The sequence below is a fragment of the uncultured Ferrovibrio sp. genome (assembly GCF_937960835.1).
GTDB lineage: Bacteria > Pseudomonadota > Alphaproteobacteria > Ferrovibrionales > Ferrovibrionaceae > Ferrovibrio.
Map to the genome: position 1 here is coordinate 1 of NZ_CALGPC010000001.1, position 19,789 is coordinate 19,789.

The 19,789-nt window shown below is 62.5% G+C and carries 23 protein-coding genes and 1 tRNA gene; 13 read left to right on the forward strand and 11 right to left on the reverse strand.

The genetic code is table 11. The features are described 5' to 3' along the window. Nucleotides 1-42: 42 nt before the first annotated feature. Together Q0603_RS00005 and Q0603_RS00010 are read right to left on the reverse strand one after the other, a co-directional pair. On the reverse strand, nucleotides 43-600 hold the full coding sequence (locus Q0603_RS00005; protein ID WP_298720085.1) for a hypothetical protein: 558 nt from the start codon (nucleotides 598-600) through the stop codon (nucleotides 43-45). Between the two features lie 11 nt (nucleotides 601-611). Continuing rightward, nucleotides 612-1,790, reverse strand: coding sequence for a Fic family protein (locus Q0603_RS00010; RefSeq protein ID WP_298720087.1), 1,179 nt, complete (start codon nucleotides 1,788-1,790; stop codon nucleotides 612-614). 162 nt (nucleotides 1,791-1,952) lie between these two features. Between Q0603_RS00010 and Q0603_RS00015 the strand changes: the two genes are divergently transcribed. After that, a complete protein-coding gene (locus Q0603_RS00015) occupies nucleotides 1,953-2,336 on the forward strand; it encodes a hypothetical protein (protein WP_298720089.1) in 384 nt (127 codons plus the stop codon). 915 nt (nucleotides 2,337-3,251) lie between these two features. Here the strand turns inward: Q0603_RS00015 and Q0603_RS00020 are convergent. Further along, complete coding sequence (locus tag Q0603_RS00020; protein ID WP_298720091.1) at nucleotides 3,252-3,584, reverse strand: type II toxin-antitoxin system RelE/ParE family toxin; 333 nt, start codon at nucleotides 3,582-3,584, stop codon at nucleotides 3,252-3,254. Next, nucleotides 3,581-3,937: a type II toxin-antitoxin system ParD family antitoxin gene (locus tag Q0603_RS00025; protein WP_298720094.1), complete on the reverse strand. Its 357-nt coding sequence runs from the start codon at nucleotides 3,935-3,937 to the stop codon at nucleotides 3,581-3,583. The genes Q0603_RS00020 and Q0603_RS00025 overlap by 4 nt, the downstream gene beginning before the upstream one ends. 63 nt (nucleotides 3,938-4,000) lie before the next feature. Here Q0603_RS00025 and Q0603_RS00030 point away from each other — a divergent pair, with 63 nt between their 5' ends. After that, complete coding sequence (locus Q0603_RS00030; RefSeq protein ID WP_298720097.1) at nucleotides 4,001-4,243, forward strand: hypothetical protein; 243 nt, start codon at nucleotides 4,001-4,003, stop codon at nucleotides 4,241-4,243. A 327-nt stretch (nucleotides 4,244-4,570) separates the two neighbouring features. Here Q0603_RS00030 and aroA read toward each other — a convergent pair whose 3' ends face one another. Continuing rightward, nucleotides 4,571-5,941: a 3-phosphoshikimate 1-carboxyvinyltransferase gene (gene aroA / locus Q0603_RS00035; RefSeq protein WP_298720100.1), complete on the reverse strand. Its 1,371-nt coding sequence runs from the start codon at nucleotides 5,939-5,941 to the stop codon at nucleotides 4,571-4,573. Nucleotides 5,942-6,099: 158 nt separating this feature from the next. On the opposite strand from aroA, the gene Q0603_RS00040 reads away from it, so the two are divergent. Together Q0603_RS00040 and Q0603_RS00045 are read left to right on the forward strand one after the other, a co-directional pair. Further along, the gene (locus Q0603_RS00040) at nucleotides 6,100-6,423 is read left to right on the forward strand and encodes a TIGR02300 family protein (RefSeq protein ID WP_298720103.1); all 324 of its coding nucleotides are present in this window, start codon (nucleotides 6,100-6,102) and stop codon (nucleotides 6,421-6,423) included. 150 nt (nucleotides 6,424-6,573) lie between these two features. Then, nucleotides 6,574-6,649, forward strand: a tRNA-Ala gene (locus tag Q0603_RS00045). 87 nt (nucleotides 6,650-6,736) lie between these two features. On the opposite strand, the gene Q0603_RS00050 is transcribed toward Q0603_RS00045, so the two are convergent. Further along, nucleotides 6,737-6,940: a hypothetical protein gene (locus tag Q0603_RS00050; RefSeq protein ID WP_298720106.1), complete on the reverse strand. Its 204-nt coding sequence runs from the start codon at nucleotides 6,938-6,940 to the stop codon at nucleotides 6,737-6,739. 155 nt (nucleotides 6,941-7,095) lie between these two features. On the opposite strand from Q0603_RS00050, the gene Q0603_RS00055 reads away from it, so the two are divergent. The 4 genes from Q0603_RS00055 (at nucleotide 7,096) to speE (ending at nucleotide 10,307) form a co-directional block, all read left to right on the forward strand. Next, nucleotides 7,096-7,596 carry a PAS domain-containing protein gene (locus Q0603_RS00055; RefSeq protein ID WP_298720109.1) on the forward strand — a complete coding sequence of 167 codons (501 nt, stop codon included), beginning with the start codon at nucleotides 7,096-7,098 and terminating at the stop codon, nucleotides 7,594-7,596. Nucleotides 7,597-7,648: 52 nt separating this feature from the next. After that, nucleotides 7,649-8,638, forward strand: a complete 990-nt coding sequence (locus Q0603_RS00060) for a peptidoglycan bridge formation glycyltransferase FemA/FemB family protein (RefSeq protein WP_298720112.1) — start codon at nucleotides 7,649-7,651, stop codon at nucleotides 8,636-8,638. 329 nt (nucleotides 8,639-8,967) lie between these two features. Continuing rightward, nucleotides 8,968-9,405, forward strand: coding sequence for an adenosylmethionine decarboxylase (gene speD / locus Q0603_RS00065; protein ID WP_298720116.1), 438 nt, complete (start codon nucleotides 8,968-8,970; stop codon nucleotides 9,403-9,405). Then, nucleotides 9,402-10,307, forward strand: coding sequence for a polyamine aminopropyltransferase (gene speE, locus Q0603_RS00070; protein ID WP_298720118.1), 906 nt, complete (start codon nucleotides 9,402-9,404; stop codon nucleotides 10,305-10,307). Before speD ends, speE begins: the two co-directional genes overlap by 4 nt. 98 nt (nucleotides 10,308-10,405) lie before the next feature. Here the strand turns inward: speE and Q0603_RS00075 are convergent, their stop codons facing one another. Further along, nucleotides 10,406-11,623, reverse strand: coding sequence for an MFS transporter (locus Q0603_RS00075; RefSeq protein ID WP_298720119.1), 1,218 nt, complete (start codon nucleotides 11,621-11,623; stop codon nucleotides 10,406-10,408). Between the two features lie 145 nt (nucleotides 11,624-11,768). Between Q0603_RS00075 and Q0603_RS00080 the strand changes: the two genes are divergently transcribed. From Q0603_RS00080 to Q0603_RS00095, 4 genes are all read left to right on the forward strand, one after another. Next, nucleotides 11,769-12,257 carry a hypothetical protein gene (locus Q0603_RS00080; RefSeq protein ID WP_298720121.1) on the forward strand — a complete coding sequence of 163 codons (489 nt, stop codon included), beginning with the start codon at nucleotides 11,769-11,771 and terminating at the stop codon, nucleotides 12,255-12,257. Nucleotides 12,258-12,391: 134 nt separating this feature from the next. After that, on the forward strand, nucleotides 12,392-13,297 hold the full coding sequence (locus Q0603_RS00085) for an EamA family transporter (protein ID WP_298720123.1): 906 nt from the start codon (nucleotides 12,392-12,394) through the stop codon (nucleotides 13,295-13,297). Nucleotides 13,298-13,514: 217 nt separating this feature from the next. Beyond that, nucleotides 13,515-14,015, forward strand: coding sequence for an SRPBCC family protein (locus tag Q0603_RS00090; protein WP_298720125.1), 501 nt, complete (start codon nucleotides 13,515-13,517; stop codon nucleotides 14,013-14,015). A gap of 351 nt (nucleotides 14,016-14,366) precedes the next feature. Next, nucleotides 14,367-14,744, forward strand: a complete 378-nt coding sequence (locus tag Q0603_RS00095; protein ID WP_298720127.1) for a PEGA domain-containing protein — start codon at nucleotides 14,367-14,369, stop codon at nucleotides 14,742-14,744. A 245-nt stretch (nucleotides 14,745-14,989) separates the two neighbouring features. Here Q0603_RS00095 and Q0603_RS00100 read toward each other — a convergent pair whose 3' ends face one another. The 4 genes from Q0603_RS00100 to Q0603_RS00115 form a co-directional block, all read right to left on the reverse strand. Then, a complete protein-coding gene (locus Q0603_RS00100; protein ID WP_298720129.1) occupies nucleotides 14,990-16,198 on the reverse strand; it encodes an MFS transporter in 1,209 nt (402 codons plus the stop codon). Between the two features lie 268 nt (nucleotides 16,199-16,466). After that, nucleotides 16,467-16,889 carry a cupin domain-containing protein gene (locus Q0603_RS00105; RefSeq protein WP_298720132.1) on the reverse strand — a complete coding sequence of 141 codons (423 nt, stop codon included), beginning with the start codon at nucleotides 16,887-16,889 and terminating at the stop codon, nucleotides 16,467-16,469. 72 nt (nucleotides 16,890-16,961) lie between these two features. Further along, on the reverse strand, nucleotides 16,962-17,615 hold the full coding sequence (locus Q0603_RS00110) for an exopolysaccharide biosynthesis protein (protein WP_298720135.1): 654 nt from the start codon (nucleotides 17,613-17,615) through the stop codon (nucleotides 16,962-16,964). Beyond that, nucleotides 17,612-19,159: a DNA recombination protein RmuC gene (locus tag Q0603_RS00115; protein ID WP_298720137.1), complete on the reverse strand. Its 1,548-nt coding sequence runs from the start codon at nucleotides 19,157-19,159 to the stop codon at nucleotides 17,612-17,614. Before Q0603_RS00115 ends, Q0603_RS00110 begins: the two co-directional genes overlap by 4 nt. Nucleotides 19,160-19,267: 108 nt before the next feature. Here Q0603_RS00115 and def point away from each other — a divergent pair, with 108 nt between their 5' ends. Beyond that, nucleotides 19,268-19,786: a peptide deformylase gene (def, locus tag Q0603_RS00120; protein ID WP_298720140.1), complete on the forward strand. Its 519-nt coding sequence runs from the start codon at nucleotides 19,268-19,270 to the stop codon at nucleotides 19,784-19,786. Nucleotides 19,787-19,789: the final 3 nt, after the last annotated feature.

A 19,789-nucleotide genomic window follows, 5' to 3' on the forward strand; every position in this document is an offset into this window, starting at 1 on the left:
ACTGCCACTTCAAGATCTACGGCCGATATAGGGAGCAGCCATCTAACGCTTTCGATCAGTTATGGGTCCTGACCTTAGATCGAAACGCGGGACCGTGAGCAAAGCTGATAGCTCATTGTCACAGTCCTTTTTGACGAGCGTCGACACGCGCAGGTCGAATGGCGGCATCATAAAGCCGCGCGCTGCAATCTGGCGATCCCAGACCCCTGCGGTCCCAGTATGGTCATCTTGAAACGATCCGTCTTGGGCTGCGACCATAGCCGATGCGGCAGCATAAACGCCGTAGTACCATGAAACGATGCCGACCCGGGCTACATCAGATTTTCGCGGGATAAGCCGCAGCGCCTGCAAGGCCGAACACTGATGGAGTGCAAAGAGCAGTTGCTCCAGAATTGTGTTTTCTTCGTGGGCGCTCGCCTTTCGGCGGCCCATGCCTGAGTAAAACGAAGCCACCACGCTCGGTTTGAAGTCCTGCTTTTCCACAAGTATGCGCAGGGCACGCATCCAGTTTATTGTAGACGGCAAAGCGTAGATCGGGTTCGGGACGCCGTTTGGCTCGGATAAGGTGCCGGTCTCAGTTATGCGCTTGTAAAGAGACATTCATAGCTCCGCTACCGTCCGAGCGGTTCCGTGCCGCGGCTGAGGATTGCCAGATAATCGCTATACACGAACATTCGCCCGCGCTGCTTTCCTGTGATCTCGTGGATGATCCCAAGCCTTTCTAGGTGCTGTATAGACTTGGCGATCGTCGGGGCTGAAATTCCTAGCTTCTGCGCGGCGTCGGGGATCCCGACTATCGGCTTCTGCTGGAGAAGCTGGTGGACACGCAGCGCTGACGCGGCTGGGCGGCCTAGGCTCTCGATCCGCTGCCGGTCAGCTTCGAACAAGCTCAAGATCTCGCGCGCAGCTTCGGCCGCCTGCAGTGACGTTTCGGTGATGCCATCCAGAAAGAACTCGAGCCAGGTTTCCCAATCGCCGCGCTCTCGCACGCCCTGAAGTAGATCGTAGTACTGCCGACGATGCGTTTTGAAATAGAGGCTGAGGTAAAGGATCGGCTCCTTGAGGATGCCCTGGGTGCAGAGAAGAAAAGTTATCAGGAGCCGCCCCAATCGCCCATTGCCATCGAGGAATGGGTGAATGGTTTCAAACTGGACGTGGATCAGTCCCGCTTTGATGAGGGACGGGATCTCGACCGTCTCGGCATGGATGAACGCCTCAAGATCGGACATCAGGTCCAAGACGTTTTCGGGGGGCGGCGGCACGAAGAGCGCATTTCCGGGGCGGGTTCCTCCGATCCAGTTCTGGGATCGCCGGAACTCGCCGGGCTGCTTGGTGCTGCCCCGGCCCTTCGACAACAGGATATCGTGGATTTCACGAATGAGCCGGAGCGAGATCGGAAAGCCCTCTCGGATCCGTGCGAGACCATGGTTCATCGCGGCGACGTAGTTCGATACCTCCTGCACGTCATCCAGGGGTACGCCAGGCGCCTCCTCACTTTCGAAGAGCAGAAGATCGGACAAGGATGACTGCGTCCCCTCGATCTGCGACGAGAGTAGAGCCTCTTTTCGCACGTACATATAGAGGAACAGCGGTGTGTCGGGCAGGATCGAGGTAACCCCATCGAGCCGCCCGAGCGCGCGGTTTGCGCTCTCAAGGCGCCGGAAGAGCCCATCCATTCGCACGGCAGGTGCCGGCGGCAAGCGCGGCGGCACAAACGCTTTCGCCTTCTCTCCGGCCGTCGAGATGGTCACCTTCTGCCCAAGCCGCGAGGGCTCCAGTTTCGCAGACATGGTTGAGAAAGGATCCTTTCCTTGGCATCCCGAAAAAGAAAGGATAACGCCAAATCCTTTCTTTGTCCCGATCCTAACGAAAGATTCTGCATGGTAACGAGGATTCATGGGCCCCACGCCCGACCTAGGGCGCAACAGCCTGGCGGCCTATAGGCAAACGCTATGGGTCATCAGCGCCTCCGAAAATTGCCCGCGCACCGCCTGCTACCTGAGATCGTCAGGTACCTGGTGGCTGGCGGCACGCCTACCGAGGATCTGGTTGACCAAGTCACCGAGGTTGGCCGGGACGCGCTAAAGCGTGCCCTGAAAGATGCTGTATTCATTGAAGCCCTTTGGCTTCTTATCAGGACGCCCCAGGCGGCCGCTTCGAAAGACTTCCCGGCCAACCTCAATGATCTGGGCATGGCGGATATGGCGCCAGCTTCCCTATCAGATGTGCTCGTCAGCTATGATCGCGCTATTGAGAAGGTTCAGAGGCGATTGCACGCCGGGGCGACAGACCTTGGCGAGATAGCGCGCCGTGCCAGTTCAAGTTGGTTCAAATGAGTTTCCTTCATTTCCGCTTCCTTTCGCTCGGGCCAGCTTGACTGCGACACGACGAAGGCGCCGGGGGAAAACACTATCAAGGTAATACTGTCCGGCGCGTCAAACACAGGGCGCTGCGCTTCCCTGTCTTGAACAGAGAATTTCTGCGGTGGCGAAGATTCACTTGCGAATACGAAGGCGTGCTGGCGCGATGTGGGCTACTTTGAGCGAGTTTGTCGAAGAGCCCTCTCCCTCCGCCAGTTTCCCTAAACCTTGAAAATGGCTGGGCCTCCAACTGGCTTGACGTGTTGTTGCAGCGGAATGTGTAGCATATCCGTGTAGAGCACCATGAAGGGGCTCCTTCGTCGGCCTCTCGCCCAATGTGCCGACGAAGTAAAGGTCGCCCTTTACAGGGTCTACTGTCGGGCTGATCTGCGGCCCCCGCCAACGCCAAGATGGCTGATTTTCTTAATTTCTCCTTTCAACCTTTTTATCCGCTTCGATCAAGGCGCCATTGAGGGTTGGCTTCAGCGTTATGAAGTTCGCCGCCGCTTTGAGGAACTAAGGGCAAGCTATGATCGATGGGCTGAACTTCGTGGCGGGGATGGCCGTCACCAGCAGAGCCTGGCTTATGGAATGCTACATAGCCTGTCGCACGCTCTGATGGCCGAGATTGCCTTAGTATGCGGGTATCCAGCGAGCGCTCCACGGCTAGAGGTCTGTTTAAAACGATCCGGTTTGTGCAGATCACGAACCGAACTCAAGTAATGATGATAGAGCTCTGCATGGCGCGGCGTGCCACGGATGCCTGTTGATTGCTGAAACCAGTTGCGAGACTCGCAATCAGTATTTGGACCGTGCTCTGTTAGTAGAGACTATGGGAGGTAACCGCGCTGTTTTTTCACTGCTTACATGTAGATAAAGATACGGCCGATTTTACGAGCTGGGTTCCGGTCCTTCCATCCATGCCGGAATATCCCGCTGGCCATGTAGGATGCGCCAGATGTCGATCCGGTCGGCAGTTTCCACATAGAAGACCAAGTAGGGATAATGGCTCAGTGGCCAGCAGCGCAGGCCGGGCAGGTTCAGTTCATGAGCATAACGGGGTGAATCGGAAGCCGGCATCTGGCGGATATGAGTGTATGTCAGCTCAAGCGCGTCAATGAAGCCGAGCGCGGCCTGTTCTGCGCCTTCGTTTAGATAAAAGGCGATCGCATCATCGACATCCCGGTTAGCCTGTTCACGGGGGATGATGGGCTTGGGCTTCACTGCCTGCCGGATGTCGGTTTCGCCTGGCGCACCCGCTGGCGCAGACTGTCGAAATAAGCGTCATCAGCCGCCGCTGCCGAAGGAGATTCGGCGCCCGCAAGCAGCAGGCCCCGCAGCCGTACTCGGTCCTGGTCCCGGCGGATCAGCTCCCGGACATACTCGCTGCTGGTCCCATAGCCGCGCTTTCCAACCTGCTCATCCACAAAGGACTTTAGGCTTTCTGGGAGGGAGATGTTCATGGTGCTCATGAGCTTCAAAATTAAGCCAATGGCAAAATTTGGCAAGTCTGGAATGGAATGATCTAAAATGGGATGAGCATTCCGCATAACATATTGATTTAACTTGCCAGCCACATTTGATCGCAACATGGTCGACGCACCCCCGCGACCAAGCTTGGCAACGACTCCAGGCCGGTGATGAAGGCGGAAAGGGCGGTGCTGCATGGCCGATCCTCGGCTTCCGCCAGCGCCATCACGGCCGGCCAGATCACCACGCTGGGATGGCCGCATCGGCGAAGTCACGTCATCGAAATCCAGCAGATGGCCGATCGCGCCATTGGCAATGCCGCGGCCTCGGCCGAGACAGGCCGACCGGTGCTCCAGATCGTGGCGGTGCTCCAGATCGTGGCGCTTCCTGGGCCGCTCAAGCTCTCCGCATAATCGACGAGAATGGCGGTGGCCGGATCCTTCGCGCTGCCAGGGCGCCGGCCATGGTATCAAGCAAGGCGCGGCGGCCAGATGCAGGCTCGCCTCAGGCAGGCTGGCACCGCGGCGGCTGAGGACAAAATCGGCAATGAGGAGACTGCTGGCGGGAAGTGACGCAGAAGACATACCGGCTCCAAAAATCGGCTAGCCAAGAACTGCATCCTGGCAGCATGGGAGCGCGTTACCGGCTTGGCACGCTTCGGTGAAGCTTCGGTCCCTTACTGATGCCGATCAATGGGGAGGAATTGCGTCATCCGATAGAAGGTTCTGTCGCTAAATCGCTCAGCCGGCTGACTCCAGCGTGGCCCCCAAGCTCTGCATCAACGGTACGAAGCCCGGGAAGCTCGTATCCATTACCCGCGCGTCGTCAATTGCGATGCCATCCTTCGCAGCCATTCCGAGAACCAGGAAGGACATGGCAATGCGGTGATCGAGTTCGGTAGCGATGCTGATGCCCGCAGGCAGGCCCTGCGGCGGCTTGCCCTTGCCGCGGATCACCAGGCCATCCTCAAATTCATCCAGATCGACGCCGCAGGCCTTCAGGCCCCGCGCCATCAGCGCCAGGCGGTCGCTTTCCTTCACCCGCAATTCCTTGGCGCCGCGCATCACCGTCTCGCCTTCCGCGCAAGCTGCGGCCACAAAGAGGATCGGATATTCGTCGATCATGCTGGGCGCGCGCTCGGGCGGCACAGTGATGCCCTTCAGCGGCGCATGCCTGATGGTGATATCAGCCACCGGCTCGCCGCCTTCGTCGCGCCGGTTGCTGAAAGTCAGATCGGCGCCCATCTCCTGCAGCGTGGTGAACAGACCGGTGCGCAGAGGATTAAGCCCAACGTTGCGCACGGTGACCTCCGATCCCGGCACGATGCAGGCGGCCACCATCGGGAAAGCCGCAGAGGATGGATCGCCCGGCACGACGATGCTGGAGGGACGGAATTCTGGCTGGCCGGTCAGCTGGATGACGCGGCCACCCTCTTTCGTCGTCTCGACGGTGACCTTGGCGCCAAAATGGCGCAGCAGGTTTTCGGTATGATCGCGGGTCGGCTCGGGCTCGATCACCGTGGTGATGCCCGGTGCGTTCAGTCCGGCCAGCAGCACAGCAGATTTCACCTGGGCGGAGGCGACAGGGAGCGTGTATTCGATCGGCAAGGGATGCGCGGTGCCGACGACGGCCAGCGGCAGGCGCCCGCCCTGCCGCCCGACGAACCGCGCGCCGATCCGGCTTAAAGGATCTACCACCCGGCCCATCGGACGGCGGCGCAGCGAGGCATCGCCGGTGAAGATGGCGGTGAAATCATGGCTTGCGACCAGCCCCATCACCAGCCGCGCGCCGGTGCCGGCATTGCCCATGTCGAGCACATCCTCCGGCTCGCTCAGGCCGCCGACGCCCACACCCCAGACCCGCCAATGGCCATCGCCCAGGCGCTCCACCTCGGCGCCCATGGCCCGCATGGCGGCGGCGGTGCGCAGCACATCCTCACCCTCCAGTAGGCCCGTCACCGTCGTCTCCCCCACGCTCAGGGCGCCGAAAATCAGCGCACGATGGGAGATCGACTTGTCGCCCGGCACCGCGACTTCGCCATGCAGACCAGTGCCATCGGCCACGGGACGGGCGCGGAGCGGACGGGGTTTCTGATCGGGTGCAATGGTCATCGGGCGACGGGTCCGGAAGCGGCAACCGGCGGGAAAATAAAGCCGGATTTACGGGTTGACAGGGCGCGCTTCTTTAACACAATCGCGCCGCCCCAGCCAGTCGGCGGGGTGGCAGCCGGACCTGTTTCCCGGGCGCCGATCGTATGGAGATTGTCTCGATGGCCAAAGCCGAATGGGGTACCAAGCGCCGTTGTCTGAGCTGCAGCGCCGCTTTCTATGACATGAACAGGACCCCGATCCTGTGCCCGAAATGCGGCGCAGAATTCAATCCCGAGGCGCTGATCAAGACCCGTCGTCCCGCCAAGCCGGAAGAGGTCAAGCCGACCAAGGTCAAGCCGCTACCGGAGGTGGTGGTCGATGCCGATGTCGACGATGCCGATCTGGGCGACGACATCCTCGAAGATGCCGACGAATTCGAGGAAGAGGATGTCGCCGAGGAGATCGACGTCGACGCCGAGCCGGATAGCGACGAGGAGCGCTGATTGCGCGCCGCAAGCGGCGATTTCGGCGGCCGGGACGGCCGTCAAAACTGCCTGACGAAACACTTGCAAAGCGGCGGGCGGCAGCTTATGGTCCGCCCCCGCTGACGGACCGCCGCCTTGGCAACGAGGCCGTTAAGTCCGTGATTTAGTGGGGCCATAGCTCAGCTGGGAGAGCGCCTGCATGGCATGCAGGAGGTCAGCGGTTCGATCCCGCTTGGCTCCACCAACTTCCTTCTCAGCGTCGTATTTCTCAGCATCGTAGATGGCCCGGCCCTGCCGGGCTTTTCTGTTTCTGACGCTAGTGCTTCGAGCGTCAGCTCCAGAAGCAGGCAATGCCATAGCAGGTGTTGAAAACCTCGCGGAACAGGAAATACAGCCCAAGATCCAGCGCCAGCAGGACCAGCAGCACGGGCAAGGCCACATATTTCAGGAAGTAGATCAGCGCCCAGCGGGTAAAACGCGGCGCCGGAATGCTGTAGCCGTGAATTCGCTCCGGCCTCTTGCGGATCAGCCCCATGGCTGACGTTTACGGGAGCCCCCGCCAGGACGCAAGCCAGCCGAGTCCGGCCTGGGTTGCCGCTGCGACAAGGTTTCCCTTGTTGCGGAGCAACATCGCGCCGATATTCCCCCCCGCCCGATTCGTAGTTCTTGTCGTAGTTCTTGCGGAACCCGATGCTCTCAAACGCCGCTCAGATCCTGGCCGAAAACAGTATCCTCAAATGGGACCCCCGGCCCGAGGATTGCCGCTCGCCCGTCATTGCCGATCTTTACCGGTACTGGCAGCAGCGCCGCGGCCAGCGCCGCTTTCCTGCCCGAGCCGATCTCGATCCGCTGGCAATGAAGGCGGCCTTAGGCAACATCTCCCTGATCGAGGTGCAGCGCGCGCCGCTGCGCTTCAAGCTGCGGCTGGTCGGCTCCTATCAGGCCGAGCGGCTCGGCCTCGATCCGACCGGAACCTGGCTGGATGAACTGCCCACGCCGGAATATCGCCAGCTGCTGATCCGCCGGCTGGAGGAATTAGTGGCCCGTCCGATGCCCCTGCTGGTGCATAATCGGCAATTGATGGACGACAAGTGGTACGATTACGAGGCGCTGTGGCTGCCGCTGGCCGCCGATGGCGATACTGTCGACATGGTGATGGCCTGTCAGGTTTTTGCCGACGGGGCTGAATAAGCCCAGAGCCCTCTAGACCCGAGCCCTCCAGACTGGAGCCTTTCAGACGGCGATGACGAATCTTCGGCTCGATCCCTGCTCCGATCCCGCCGCCTGGGCCGATACGCACCGCGCCATGCGGTTTGGCGTTCTCGAACAGAGCTGGACCTATGGCGACGCTGTCGCCGCCGCATCGCACGGCCGCGTCCGGCCTGAGCGCTGGCTGATCCGCGATGCCGCCGGCGAAGCCGTCGGCATGGCGCAGGTCTTCAGCCGGCGGCTGCCGCTGTTCGGCGCCCGCTTCTTGCGGCTGGTGCGCGGGCCACTGTTCCGGCCCGGCATCGAACGGCCGCGCCGCGAAGCCGCGCTCGCCTTGATCCGCGCCGCCTATCCATGGCGGCAACGCTGCCTGCTGTGGTGGCTGCCGGAGCTGAATGGCGGCACGGAATCGGAAGCGGCGATGGAGCGGCTGGGTCTGCGGCAGATGGTCACGGGCTATTCTTCGATTCGGCTCGACCTGACGCCGCCGCCCGAGCGGCTGCGCGCGCAGCTGGACGGCAAATGGCGCAACGCGCTCAAGCAAGCCGAGAAAGCACCCATGCTGATCGAACTCGCCAGCCGAATCGAAGGCAGCTGGAACGACGCCGTCTTTGGCGCGTTGATGGCCGAGCATGACGAGCATCGCATCGACCGGCGCTTCCTCGGCCCCGATGCCGCCTTTTATCAGGCGTTTGCTGCGGCGGCCGGCGCGGCGCCGGAGGAAGATGCCCTGCTGATCTGGGCCCATGCCGGCAATCACCAGGGCAAGCCGCGCCCCCTTGCCGGCATCTTGGTGCTGCGCCATGGCCGCGCGGCGACCTATGCGATGGGCTGGAGCAATCAGGCCGGCCGTCTGGTGAAAGCCCATTACCGGCTGCTGTGGCGCGCCGTCGCCGAGCTCAAGCAGCGCGGCGTGGCGCAGTTCGATCTGGGTGGCGTCGACACCGAGCGCGGCGCTGGTGTCGCGCGCTTCAAGCTCGGCCTGGGCGGCGAGGTTTTCACCCTGGCCGGCAGCTTCGTTTAAGCGCTGGTCTGACTGCCAAATCCAGGCATTGGATCTAGGCGCTGGCGCCCCAAATTGCCCCTTGAATGTTACCCCCGCAACACAGGGTAAAAAATTTCCCCCGGTGGCCCAAATTTCACTTGCATCGGGGGGCGATGTGTCCCATACCCCCCTCCGAGGCTGTTTGGAAAGTGGCGCATGGACGCCGGCATCATCTCGATCTTGCCGGCCGGAACCACGGGGCTTTCCCAACAGTCTCTCTGCCAATCGGACACCCCTCGTATTAGGGGCTCACTTTTTTCGGACTGACCTCGTCAGAAACGGCAGTCCCCCTTGGTGGAGAGAAATTGATGGCCAAGAAGGCAACCAAGCCCGCCCTCTATGAAGTCCCGGCTGCGCCGGAGGTGGATGCTGCGGATGAGCATTTCATCTGCAAGGACGGCATGCGCTATGCCGGCATGCACCTGATCATCGACCTGTGGGGCGGCAAGAATCTCGACAATCTGGCGCTGGTGAAGCAGACGCTGACCGAGGCCGTCGCCGAGATCGGCGCGACCTTGCTCAACATCGACCTGCATCACTTCGAGCCCAATGGCGGCATTTCCGGCGTCGCCGTGCTGGCCGAAAGCCACATGTCGATCCATACCTGGCCGGAGAAGGGCTATGCGGCTCTGGACGTCTTCGTGTGCGGCGATTGCCAGCCGCAGAAGGCGATTCCGGTGCTGCGCCGCGCCTTCCTGCCTGACAGCATCCAGTGCACCGAAATGAAGCGAGGACTAGTTCTGTGACGACGTGGTTTAACGAGACGCTCTACACCGGTTTCCGTCAGAGCCACGAGATCAAGAAAGTCCTCTTCGAGGGCAAGTCCAAGTACCAGAAGGTAGTGGTGTTCGAGAGCGGCCGCTTCGGCCGCGTTCTCGGCCTGGACGGCGTCGTGCAATGCACCGAGGGTGACGAGTTCGTCTACCACGAGATGCTGACGCATCTGCCGATCATGGCGCACGGCAACGTGAAGTCCGTGCTGATCATCGGCGGCGGCGACGGCGGCATCCTGGAAGAGGTGCTCAAGCACAAGTCGGTGAAGCGCGCCACCATGGTCGAGATCGACGACGTGGTGATCAACGTCTCGAAGAAGTACCTGACCAAGATCTGCGGCAAGGCCTTCCAGGACAAGCGCACCAACCTGATCGTCGGCGACGGCGCCAAGTGGGTTGCGGAAACCGACGAGCGCTATGACCTGATCATCGTCGACCGGCCCGATCCGATCGGCCCCGCCACCGTGCTGTTCAGCCGCGAGTTCTACAAGAACTGCCAGCGGGTGATGAAGCCGGGCGCGATCCTGGTCGCGCAGAACGGCGTGCCGCATATGCAGGGTCCGGAACTGACCGATGCGGTGAAGCTGTTCCAGAAGATCTGGGCCCATTCGGGCACCTATCTGGCCGTGGTGCCGACCTATGTCTGCGGCTTCATGTCGCTGACCTGGGCCTCGGACCGCGACATCACCGATGTCGATCCGCGCAAGGTGTTCCAGCGCTTTGCCAAGGCGAATCTCAAGGGGCTGAACTACTACAACCCCGAGCTTCACTTCGGCGCTTTCGCGCTGCCGAATTTCGTCGCCCGCCTGCTGCCGGCCCCGAAGGCCGCGCCGAAGCGCACGGCGAAGAAGAAGGCCGCCAAGAAGAAGCGCTGATCCGGAATAAAAAGTAGAAGCTAGCGAAAACTGCCAACGCCCGCCGGGATTTCCGGCGGGCGTTTTACTTTTCCAGCCCAGGCATCATGGCCAGCGCGTCAGGGGGCTTTGGCGGCGGCGAACCAGAACCCTGCCCCGGATACCAGAGCGCCAGCCAGGATCACCCATAGTACCGGGCCGTAATGTCCGACCGCGCCCCAGATCAGCGCCGCCAGCGACGGCGCCAGCGCTTTCGCGATGTTGGAAGGCAGCGTCAGCGCGCCGTTGATCGCGCCATAGCCTTCGCGCCACAGCAGATCGGGCACGGCGGTGCCGCGCACGATGGTCATGATGCCGTTGGCGCAGCCATAGATGATGGCAAAGGCGAACAGCGCCACAACGGAATCGGGGAAAGCGATCAGCAGCGACACTGAAACCGGAAACATCAGCACGATGATGCGGCCGGTGGTCTTGGCCGACAGCCTGCGGCCGAAGATCAGCAGCAGGACGCGCCCCGCCACCTGCGCCGGGCCGATCACGGCGATCACGCCGACCGCCAGCGACAGCGCGATGCCGCGCTCGTCGAACAGCGGGAAGAAGTGAAAGGTCAGCGCCGAAAACGTCGCGTAGTAGCAGGTGAAGCACAGCGCCAATCCCCAGAAGGTGGGATGCCGCAGCGCGCGGCGCATCGGACTGGCATCGGTCTCTGCGGCCTGCGGCGCAGGCGGCGGCGCATGATCGCTGAGCCAGAGCGCATGCACCGGCAGGCAGTAGAGAAGATTGCAGGCCGCCAGGGCGAGCAGCGCATCGCGCCAGCCGAAAAGCTCGATGAACCAGGCGGTGAGCGGGATGAAAACCGTGCTGGCGAAACCGCCGACCAGCGTCAGCGTGGTGATGCGGAAGCGGTAATGCTCCGGGAACAGGCGCGTCAGCACGGCGAAGACCGGCTCATAGAGCGTCAGCGCCATGCTCAGGCCCAGCGCGAACCAGATCGCATAAAAGACTGCGACATGCTGCACATAGGCCCAGGCGACCAGCATCAGCGCCGCCAGCAGAGATCCTGCGCTCATCAGCCAGCGGCCGCCGCGCGCATCGATCAGCCGCCCGACCGGATAAGCCGCCAGGCCGGCGGTAAGCAGCCCGAGCGACAGCGCGCCGTTCAATGCCGTGCGGCTCCAGCCGAGTTCCGCCTCCATCGGCACGACGAACAGCGAGAAGGCGTAATAGATGGTCCCCCAGGAGACGAGCTGGGCGAAGGACAGTCCTGCCACCAGGGGCCAGCCATTGCCGCGCAGGCTGGATGGCGATGGTGAGAGAGGCTGGAAGGTTGCGGCCATGATTAGGCTTATACGCCCGACCAGCAGCGAGCGTCATCGGCCTGCCAAATCCAGCCGCTCGACCACCCGGCAATAGGTCCAGCCCACCTTGCACGGCGGTCCCTCGATGCTACATTGTAACGGCCCTTTCGCCGGAGCGCTGTCAATGCATCGTCGTCATTTCCTGTCCAGCTTCACGGTTGCCGCAGCCGCGGGAACGGCGGTTTTTGCCGCCAATCCGGCACGCGCCATTTCGCTGGAGCCGGCGCCGGCGCATCTGCGGCTCAGCGCCCCGTCGGTGGAAGGCGCGCTGGACTGGGACCTCCTGGGCCTGGCCGGCGAGACCCGCTTCGTCGACGGTGCGATCAGCCGCTTCCCCGAAGCCCTGCGCCAGCTCGACGGCCAGGAGGTGCGCATCACCGGCTATATGATGCCGTTTCAGGATGGCGAAGCGCATGAGGAATTCCTGCTCGGCGCGCTGCAATTCCATTGCGTGAGCTGTATGGCGAGTGACCTGTCGCGCCTGATCGCCGTGCGCGCCAAGGTGCCGGTGACCTACAGCGAGCGGCCGGTGCTGCTGCGCGGCATCCTGCGGCTTCTGGAGGATGCGCAATCGCCGCTCTATTACCGGCTCGACGCAGCCCAGCCGGCGTAAAGAGCATTCAGCTTGATCGGCACCCGGTTTTTACCTAAAACCGGGCTCCCGGCGACGGCTTCCATATTCTGCCCCTTCCGCGCGATGCGCCATGCATTGCCGCGCCGTTTTCATCCGCTCTGGATCTCATCGTCATGACCGTCTCCGATACGACCGCCGACGCCGCGCAGCGCAAGCGCGCCACGCTGATCGGCACCGTTGCCATCCTGCTCTGGGCCTCGCTCGCGCTGTTCACCACCGCCACACCGAGCATCCCGGCGCTGCAGCTCACCGCAATGACCTTCACGTTGTCGTTTGCTGCCACATTGGTGCTGTGGTTGATCCGCGGCGAAGGTGTGCTGCGGCATCTGAAGCTACCCGTGAAAGCCTGGGCGCTCGGGATCTATGGCCTGTTCGGCTATCACGCGCTGTATTTCCTTGCGCTGAAACTGGCGCCGCCTCTGGAAGCCAGCCTGATCAACTATCTCTGGCCGCTCCTGATCGTGCTGTTCTCCGCCTTGCTGCCGGGCGAGCGATTGCGCTGGTTTCATCTTGCCGGCGCAGGCCTTGGCCTTGTCGGCACGATCGTGCTGATCACCGGCAAGGGTGAGGTCGGCTTCGATCCGCGCTTCGCGCTCGGCTATGCCGCAGCCTTTACCTGCGCCTTCACCTGGTCGAGCTATTCGGTTTTGAGCCGGCGTTTTGCTGCCGTGCCGACCGATGCGGTGGGCGGCTTCTGCGGCGCCACGGCCCTGCTGTCCTGGATCCTGCATTTCGCCACGGAGACGACAGCCTGGCCGAATGACCCGGTAGAATGGATCGCCGTGGCCGCCCTGGGGCTCGGCCCGGTGGGGCTCGCCTTCTTCTGCTGGGACCACGGCATGAAGCGCGGCGACATCCGCGCCCTTGGCAGCATGGCCTATGCAGCCCCGCTGCTCTCCACGCTCCTGCTGATCCTGTTTGGCCCTGGCGTCCTGACCGTTCCGGTGGCGGCGGCCTGCACGCTGATCATCGGCGGCGCGCTGCTCGGGACCGGCGATCTGCGCGGCAAACGCGGCTGATTCTTGCTTAAACCATTGATTCGGCTCAGCCCGGACCGAACAAGGCCCGGGGCTCGGACCGGCTCAATTGCGAGCCAATTAGCCAATTCCTGGCCAAGCCGCGCAGAAATTTTTCGGCCGCCTGTCGGCTGGCCATCGGGCTGAGCGTCCTATGGTCAAAGACCGGGTCAAACCCCTCGACGCATCGACACGACGCCCCTCAAGTCTGGAGACACCGATGAACGACATGATCGCCAGTCCGAAGCTCGACGTCACCACCACGTCGTCGGAGCAGGAACTGACCCTGACCTGCCTGATCGATGCCCCGCGCGAGAAAGTCTATCGCTGCTGGACCGATGCGGAGCTGTTCAAGCAATGGATCGCGCCGCTGCCCTACACCACGCCGGTGGCCGAGATGGATGCGCGCGCGGGCGGCAGCAGCTTCTTCCTGATGAAGGGACCCGAGGGCGAGGAGATCCCCTGCCCCGGCGTTTTCCTCGAAGTGGTGCCGAACGAGAAGCTGGTGATGACCGATGCCTATACCAGGGCCTGGGAGCCGAGCGGCAAGCCCTTCATGACCACCATCGTCACCTTCGAGGATGAAGGCGGCAGGACGCGCTATACCGCACGCTGCAAGCACTGGTCGGCGGAAGACCGCAAGGCCCATGAGGAAATGGGCTTCCATGAAGGCTGGTCGCAGGTGAGCCGGCAACTGGCGGCCTTGGCGGCGAAGATCTGAGCGGCGGCAAGCATTGCTAAAATCGGATCCCGGCTCGCGCGGCGCGAAACTGCGCCGCTTGCTCGGGATGACAAAAATCGAGTCCGTCATCCCGGGCGAGCGTCAGTTGGCGCGAGACCCGGATCCCATTTTTCCGTCAGGTAACAAGGAAGAGGGCCGGGTCAACCCGGTCATGACGATCATACCCCGGCCAACTCTCGTAATGGTTGCATAATTTCAATCACTGGTTAATGATTTCGCCGTTGAGGCAATTATTAATACTAGGGGGGATTTATGCGCATTTTTCTATGCGCCGCCATACTAGCGGGCACAGCTGCTTGTTCCTCAATCATCGAGGGGAGGTCGCAAACATTGAGTTTCGAAAGTAACCCGCCGGGAGCGGATTGCGCGCTGGAGCGGAACGGCGTTGCCATTGGCAATGTCCGCACACCAGGAGGCATCGTTGTCGAGAAAACAAAACACAACATCAAAGTAACCTGCCGCAAGGAGGGGTACCAAGATGCCACCGCGCATCTGAAGTCGGAGGTTGCAGGCGCAACCTTCGGCAACATCATTCTGGGCGGCGGCATTGGCTGGGCGATCGACAGCGCGTCTGGAGCCGATAACAAGTATCAAGAGATCACCACGGTCACGCTTATTCCGCTAAGCGCCGCGCCAGCTCCTGCACCGGCTTCTACGCCTGCGCCAACCGACGCTGTCGGTGGGACACAAAAGTCCGCTCAAAAGTAACTGCTACAGGGCTCGACTAGCGATGTTGAGTTGGTCGAGCTCTGTATGACGTTTACCGAGGATCGCTAATGGTTCCCGGTAACCCGATATGAAGATGGCCGGGTCAAGCGCGACCATGGCGGCCACATATAGCGTCATGCTCGGGCTTGGCCCGAGCATCAATGAGCCCTTTTTTTGCGGCAGCTAGAAAAACGAACTCGTGGATGCCACACCTGAAGCGTGGCATGACGTCTTGAGAGTTGTCCTTACTCCGCCGCGGCAGGCGCGGCGGCCGCCACATCCTCGCGGCGGTTGGGGAAGACAAGTGCGGCGAGGAAGATGCTGAGGCCCAGCACGGCAAGAAGGCCGAACAGCACGGGGAAGCCGCCGCCGTAATCGTGCACCAGAGCAATCATCGGAACAGCCAGCGCGCTGGCGCCGAAGGAAAGCAGATAGCGCAAGGAATAAGCCCGCGCGCGCCATTTGTCGGCGGTGTATTTCGCCACCATGGCGTCGTTGATCGTCACCTGGCCAAAGATGGCGAACATCACGCCGATCGCCGGGATCAGCAGCAGCGCGTTGTCGAGCAGGCCTGCCAGCAGCAGGCAGGGCGCCTGCAGCGCGGCAACCGGCACGAAGATCTGCTTCAGGGTGAAGCGGTCGACCAGGCGGCCGATCAGCAGCTGCGCCAGCGCGCCGCAGAGATAGACCGCAAAAACGATGAAGCTGACGCCGATGGGCGAGCCGATCAGGTCGGTGAGTCTTTCGCTGAACAGCTTGGGCAGCGAGATCGTTGCGGCGTTGAACACGATGCCACCGCTGACGCCCACCACGGCTAGAACTGCAAAAGCGCGCATGGCGATATGGCGCGGCACCACGGGCGCGGGCTTGCCGCCTTTGCGCGGCGGGCTGACGTGATCGGGCACCATCATCAGGAAAGCGATGCCGAAGAGCACGGCTGCGGCACCCGGCACGATGAAAGCCGCACGCCAGCCGAAGAACTGCGCCAGCGCGCCGGTGGTGAGCGCAGCGCAGGCGACGCCGACATTGCCCCAGACGCCGTTCAGTCCGATCTCGCGGCCAAGCCGCTGCGGCCCCAACGCCTCGGCATGGGCGGTCAGCATCGCCGTGCCGACCGGATGATAGATGGCCGCGAACAGGCCGATCAGGGTGAGCGCCAGCGCCAGCAGCCAGATCGAATTGATCAGGCCGGCGAAGATCGCCGCCACGCCGATGCCAATGAAAAATACCGCCATCATGTTGCGGCGGCTCCAGCGGTCGCCGAGCCAGCCGGCCGGGAAAGAAGCCGCGCCGAAAGCAACGAAACCGCCGACCGACAAAGCCAGCAGCTCGCCGTAGGAGCGGTCGAAATCCGCCTCCATCGCCAGCACGGCGGTGGGGAAGATCAGCATGAACATGTGGTCGATCAGATGGGCAACATTGACGAAATTGATCACCCGGCGCGAATCCGCCATTGCGTCTCTCTCCCCTCACTCCATGCGATGCCCCACGATCATTGCCGGCGATCATCGCGGGGCGACTTGCGGCAGAACCGTCATGCCATGGCTTGACCGTGGCATCCATGGGTTTTTTCTGAAAAATGCGCAAGCGGCGGATCAGCGACAGGAGATGGCAGCAGGAATGGCCTGGTCATCTGCCATCCGCGCATTGTCCGTAAAGCTGGATGCAACTCGCAGATGCCAGGCCAGATGCCTGGCATGACAGGGGGAAGGTGTCGAAGAACTACGGCGCCCAGTCTTTCGGCGCCAGCTCGAAGCCGCTGAATTCGAAGCCCGGCGCGACGGTGCAGCCGACGAGCGTCCAGTCGCCCAGGCTTTCCGCCGCCTGCCAGTGATGCGCGGGTACAATGCCTTGCGGGCGCTGGCCTGCGACGATGTCGGAGCCGAGCGTGAAATGCTGCAGCGCATCGCCCTCCCTCTCGGCGATGCTCAGGCGCAGCGGCGCGCCGGCATGCCAGTGCCAGATCTCCACCGCATCGACGCGGTGCCAGTGCGAGCGCTCGCCCGCTTTCAGCAGGAAGTAGATCGCCGTCGAGCGCGAGCGGCCATTCGCATCACTGGCCGGATCACGGAAGGTTTCGGCGTAATGACCGCCTTCGGGATGCGGCTGCAGTTTCAAGGCGGCGATGATCTCGTCGGCGGTCATGGTCCTTTGCTCTCCGTTTAAACCCTCACCCTCCCTCTCCCATTCCGCGGGAAAGGGTTTTTCCGCGAGCGATCAAAACAGCTTGTCGATCAGTTCCAGTCCGATATCGATGAGGAACCAGACCCAGGCGGTGGCAAGCAGGCTGGCGACGCCGCCGGCAATCACCAGCACGCCGTCGCGCTCAAGCTGGCCCAGCGCGGTGAGGATGATCGCCCAGGCGGGAATGAGGTTGCCGAAGGGAATCGGCAGCGAGAGCAGGAAGGCGTTCCACAGCACGATGGCGCCGATCAGATAGCGCGCGCGCCAGCCGGCGATGATCTGCACGCGCGGCTTGAGATAACGTTCCAGCATCTGCACGCGCGGCAGCGCAGGCCGAAGCAGCCTGGCCACATCACCTCGGCGGAAGCTGCGGCGGCGCCAGCTTGGCGGGAACCAGGGATAGTTGAAGCCGAGCACCATCTGCAGGCCGAGCAGCAGAAGCGGCGCACTTAAAATGGCCGAAAGGCCCGGCGCGATCGGCGCTGGAATGCCGTTGGGCAGCGCGAAGACCAGCACGAGGAAGCCGAAGGCCCGCACTTCGAATGTCAGCAGCAGGTCTTCCAGGCTGATGCGGTCTTCGCCATCGCCGTTGCAAAGCTCGGCGATGATGTCGCTGATCTTGCGCGGCGCGCCGGCCGTGTCGTGATGCGCCTGCCCGTGCGGTTCGCGCTGCGGCTGCGCCGTCACTGAGCGCCCCCTTCACCAGGAGAATTGCCACCGGAAGAATTGGTCAAACGCCGCAGGTCTCCGGAGGCAATCTGCTCAGTCGCGACTTCTTCCGCCTCGGCCTCGATGATTTCGGCGGCTTCGTCCTTACTGAACAGGAAGCTCGGGATGCGCTGCGGATGATTCTTCGCAGCCGAGGGCTTCACACCAAGGCTGACCAGCTTGTTGGCACGGGCATAGAGATAGCCATTCACCGTGGTGGTGACTTCGCTATAGGCCTTGGCGGCATTGGACAGTCCGGTACCGAGCTGGCGCAGATTGGCCATCACCTTGCCCAGGCTGTCGATCAGCAGGCCGGTGGTGCGGATGATCTCCTGATAATTGTCGGCCTGGCGGCCCAGGGTGATCTGGCTTTTCGCCATCGCCACGGCGGCTTCCAGCGTGCGCGGGCCGGCAACGATGATCTCGGCGCGCGCGGCCTTGGCGGCAAAATCCGGATCGGCCCGGTAGAGGCGTTCGATGGCGGCTTCGGTGGGAAGATACATGATGCTGATCAATTGGCGCAGCGCGCCGCCGCGGCCAGTCTTTTCGTATTGCCGCGCCACCGCCTCGCGATAATTCTTGCGCGAAAGATCGGCCAGATGCTGGTTCATCGTCTGCGCGATGCGGCGCTCAGCCGCTTCGGCTTCTTCCGCCTGTTCGGCAGCCGCCAGTTCCAGCAGCGCCTTGCTGGCCTTGCCGTCGATCACCAGCGCCGCATCGCCGGGCAGAAACACCACCGCATCGGGACGAAACCGGCGGCCATCGCCATCCTGGGCATCGAACTGGGTGACGAAATCGCGTTCCGGTTCCAGGCCGAAATGCTTCAGCGTGTTTTCCAGCCAGAATTCATTGAAGCGGCCGGCCTCGCCCGGGCTTGAGAGCGCGCGATGCACCGTTTCGATGGTCTTGCGGCTGTCGCCGACCTGCTGATGCAGGCGGCTGACGGTGTCGGTGATCTGGCTGAATTGCTGCAGCAGGCTTTCGGTGGTCTCTTTGACCTTCTGCTCGGTTTCCTTCTTCTGCTCTTCCGCCTCGCGCTTGTGGGTTTCCAGAAGCTGGCTGGAAAGCAGCTTGCCGGTTTCCAGGGTCGCCGCCTTGGCAGCCTCGGTCATCTGCTTCACAGTCTGCTCGAAATCGGCAATGCGCTTTTCCTGCTCGGCCAGCTTCTGCTCGGCCAGGGCGGCCAGCCGCTCCTGCTCGATGCGGCGGCGCTCTGCGGTTTCGCGGGCGGCCTCGGCAGCAGCCTTGTCGGCTTGGGCTTTTTCGAGCTGCAGCGCCAGTTCAGCCTGGCGGGCTTCTGCGGCCGCAGCGGTGCCGGAAGCAGCTTCCAGCTTGGCCTGAGCCTCGGTCAGCCGGACCAGCATTTCGGAGCGTTCCGCCGTCAGGGCGGCAATCCGTTCCGCCAGTTCGGCGGCGCGGGCCTCGGCGGCGGCTTTATCGGCCAGAATCTGCGGATCGGCCGCCTGCCGGGTGCGCAGCAGCACCACCGCCAGCAGCGCCAAAAGCAGCAGGCCGATACTCAAAAAACCGATAATCTGCGCTATATCCATAGTAACGTTAGATAGCAGCGGGCTTGACGAACCGCCAGCCCACATCCTATCTGGCAGCCCTGATTTTAACGGATTTCGACCATGGCTTTGCTGCCGATCATCACCGCGCCGGACAAGCGCCTGGAAATCGTCTCGACCCCGGTCGAGGCGGTGACCGACGAAGTGCGCCGCCAGCTCGACGACATGCTGGAGACGATGTATGCCGCGCCGGGCATCGGCCTCGCCGCGATCCAGGTCGGCATCCCCAAGCGCATGCTGGTGATCGACGTCTCGCGCGAGGGCGAGGAGAAGCGGCCGCTTTACATCATCAATCCGGAATTCACCTGGGTTTCCGACGAAGACAAGGTCTACGAGGAAGGCTGCCTGTCGCTGCCCGAGCAATATGCCGAGGTGGCGCGGCCGGCCGAGGTGAAGGTCTCCTACCTCGACTACAACGGCGAGAAGCAGGAACTGCATGCCGATGGGCTGCTGGCGGTATGCCTGCAGCATGAGATCGACCATCTCGACGGCATCCTGTTCGTCGACCATCTCTCGGCGCTGAAGCGCAACATGATCCTGCGCAAGCTGCTCAAGCAGAAGCGCCTCGCCGAAGCCGGCTGAACC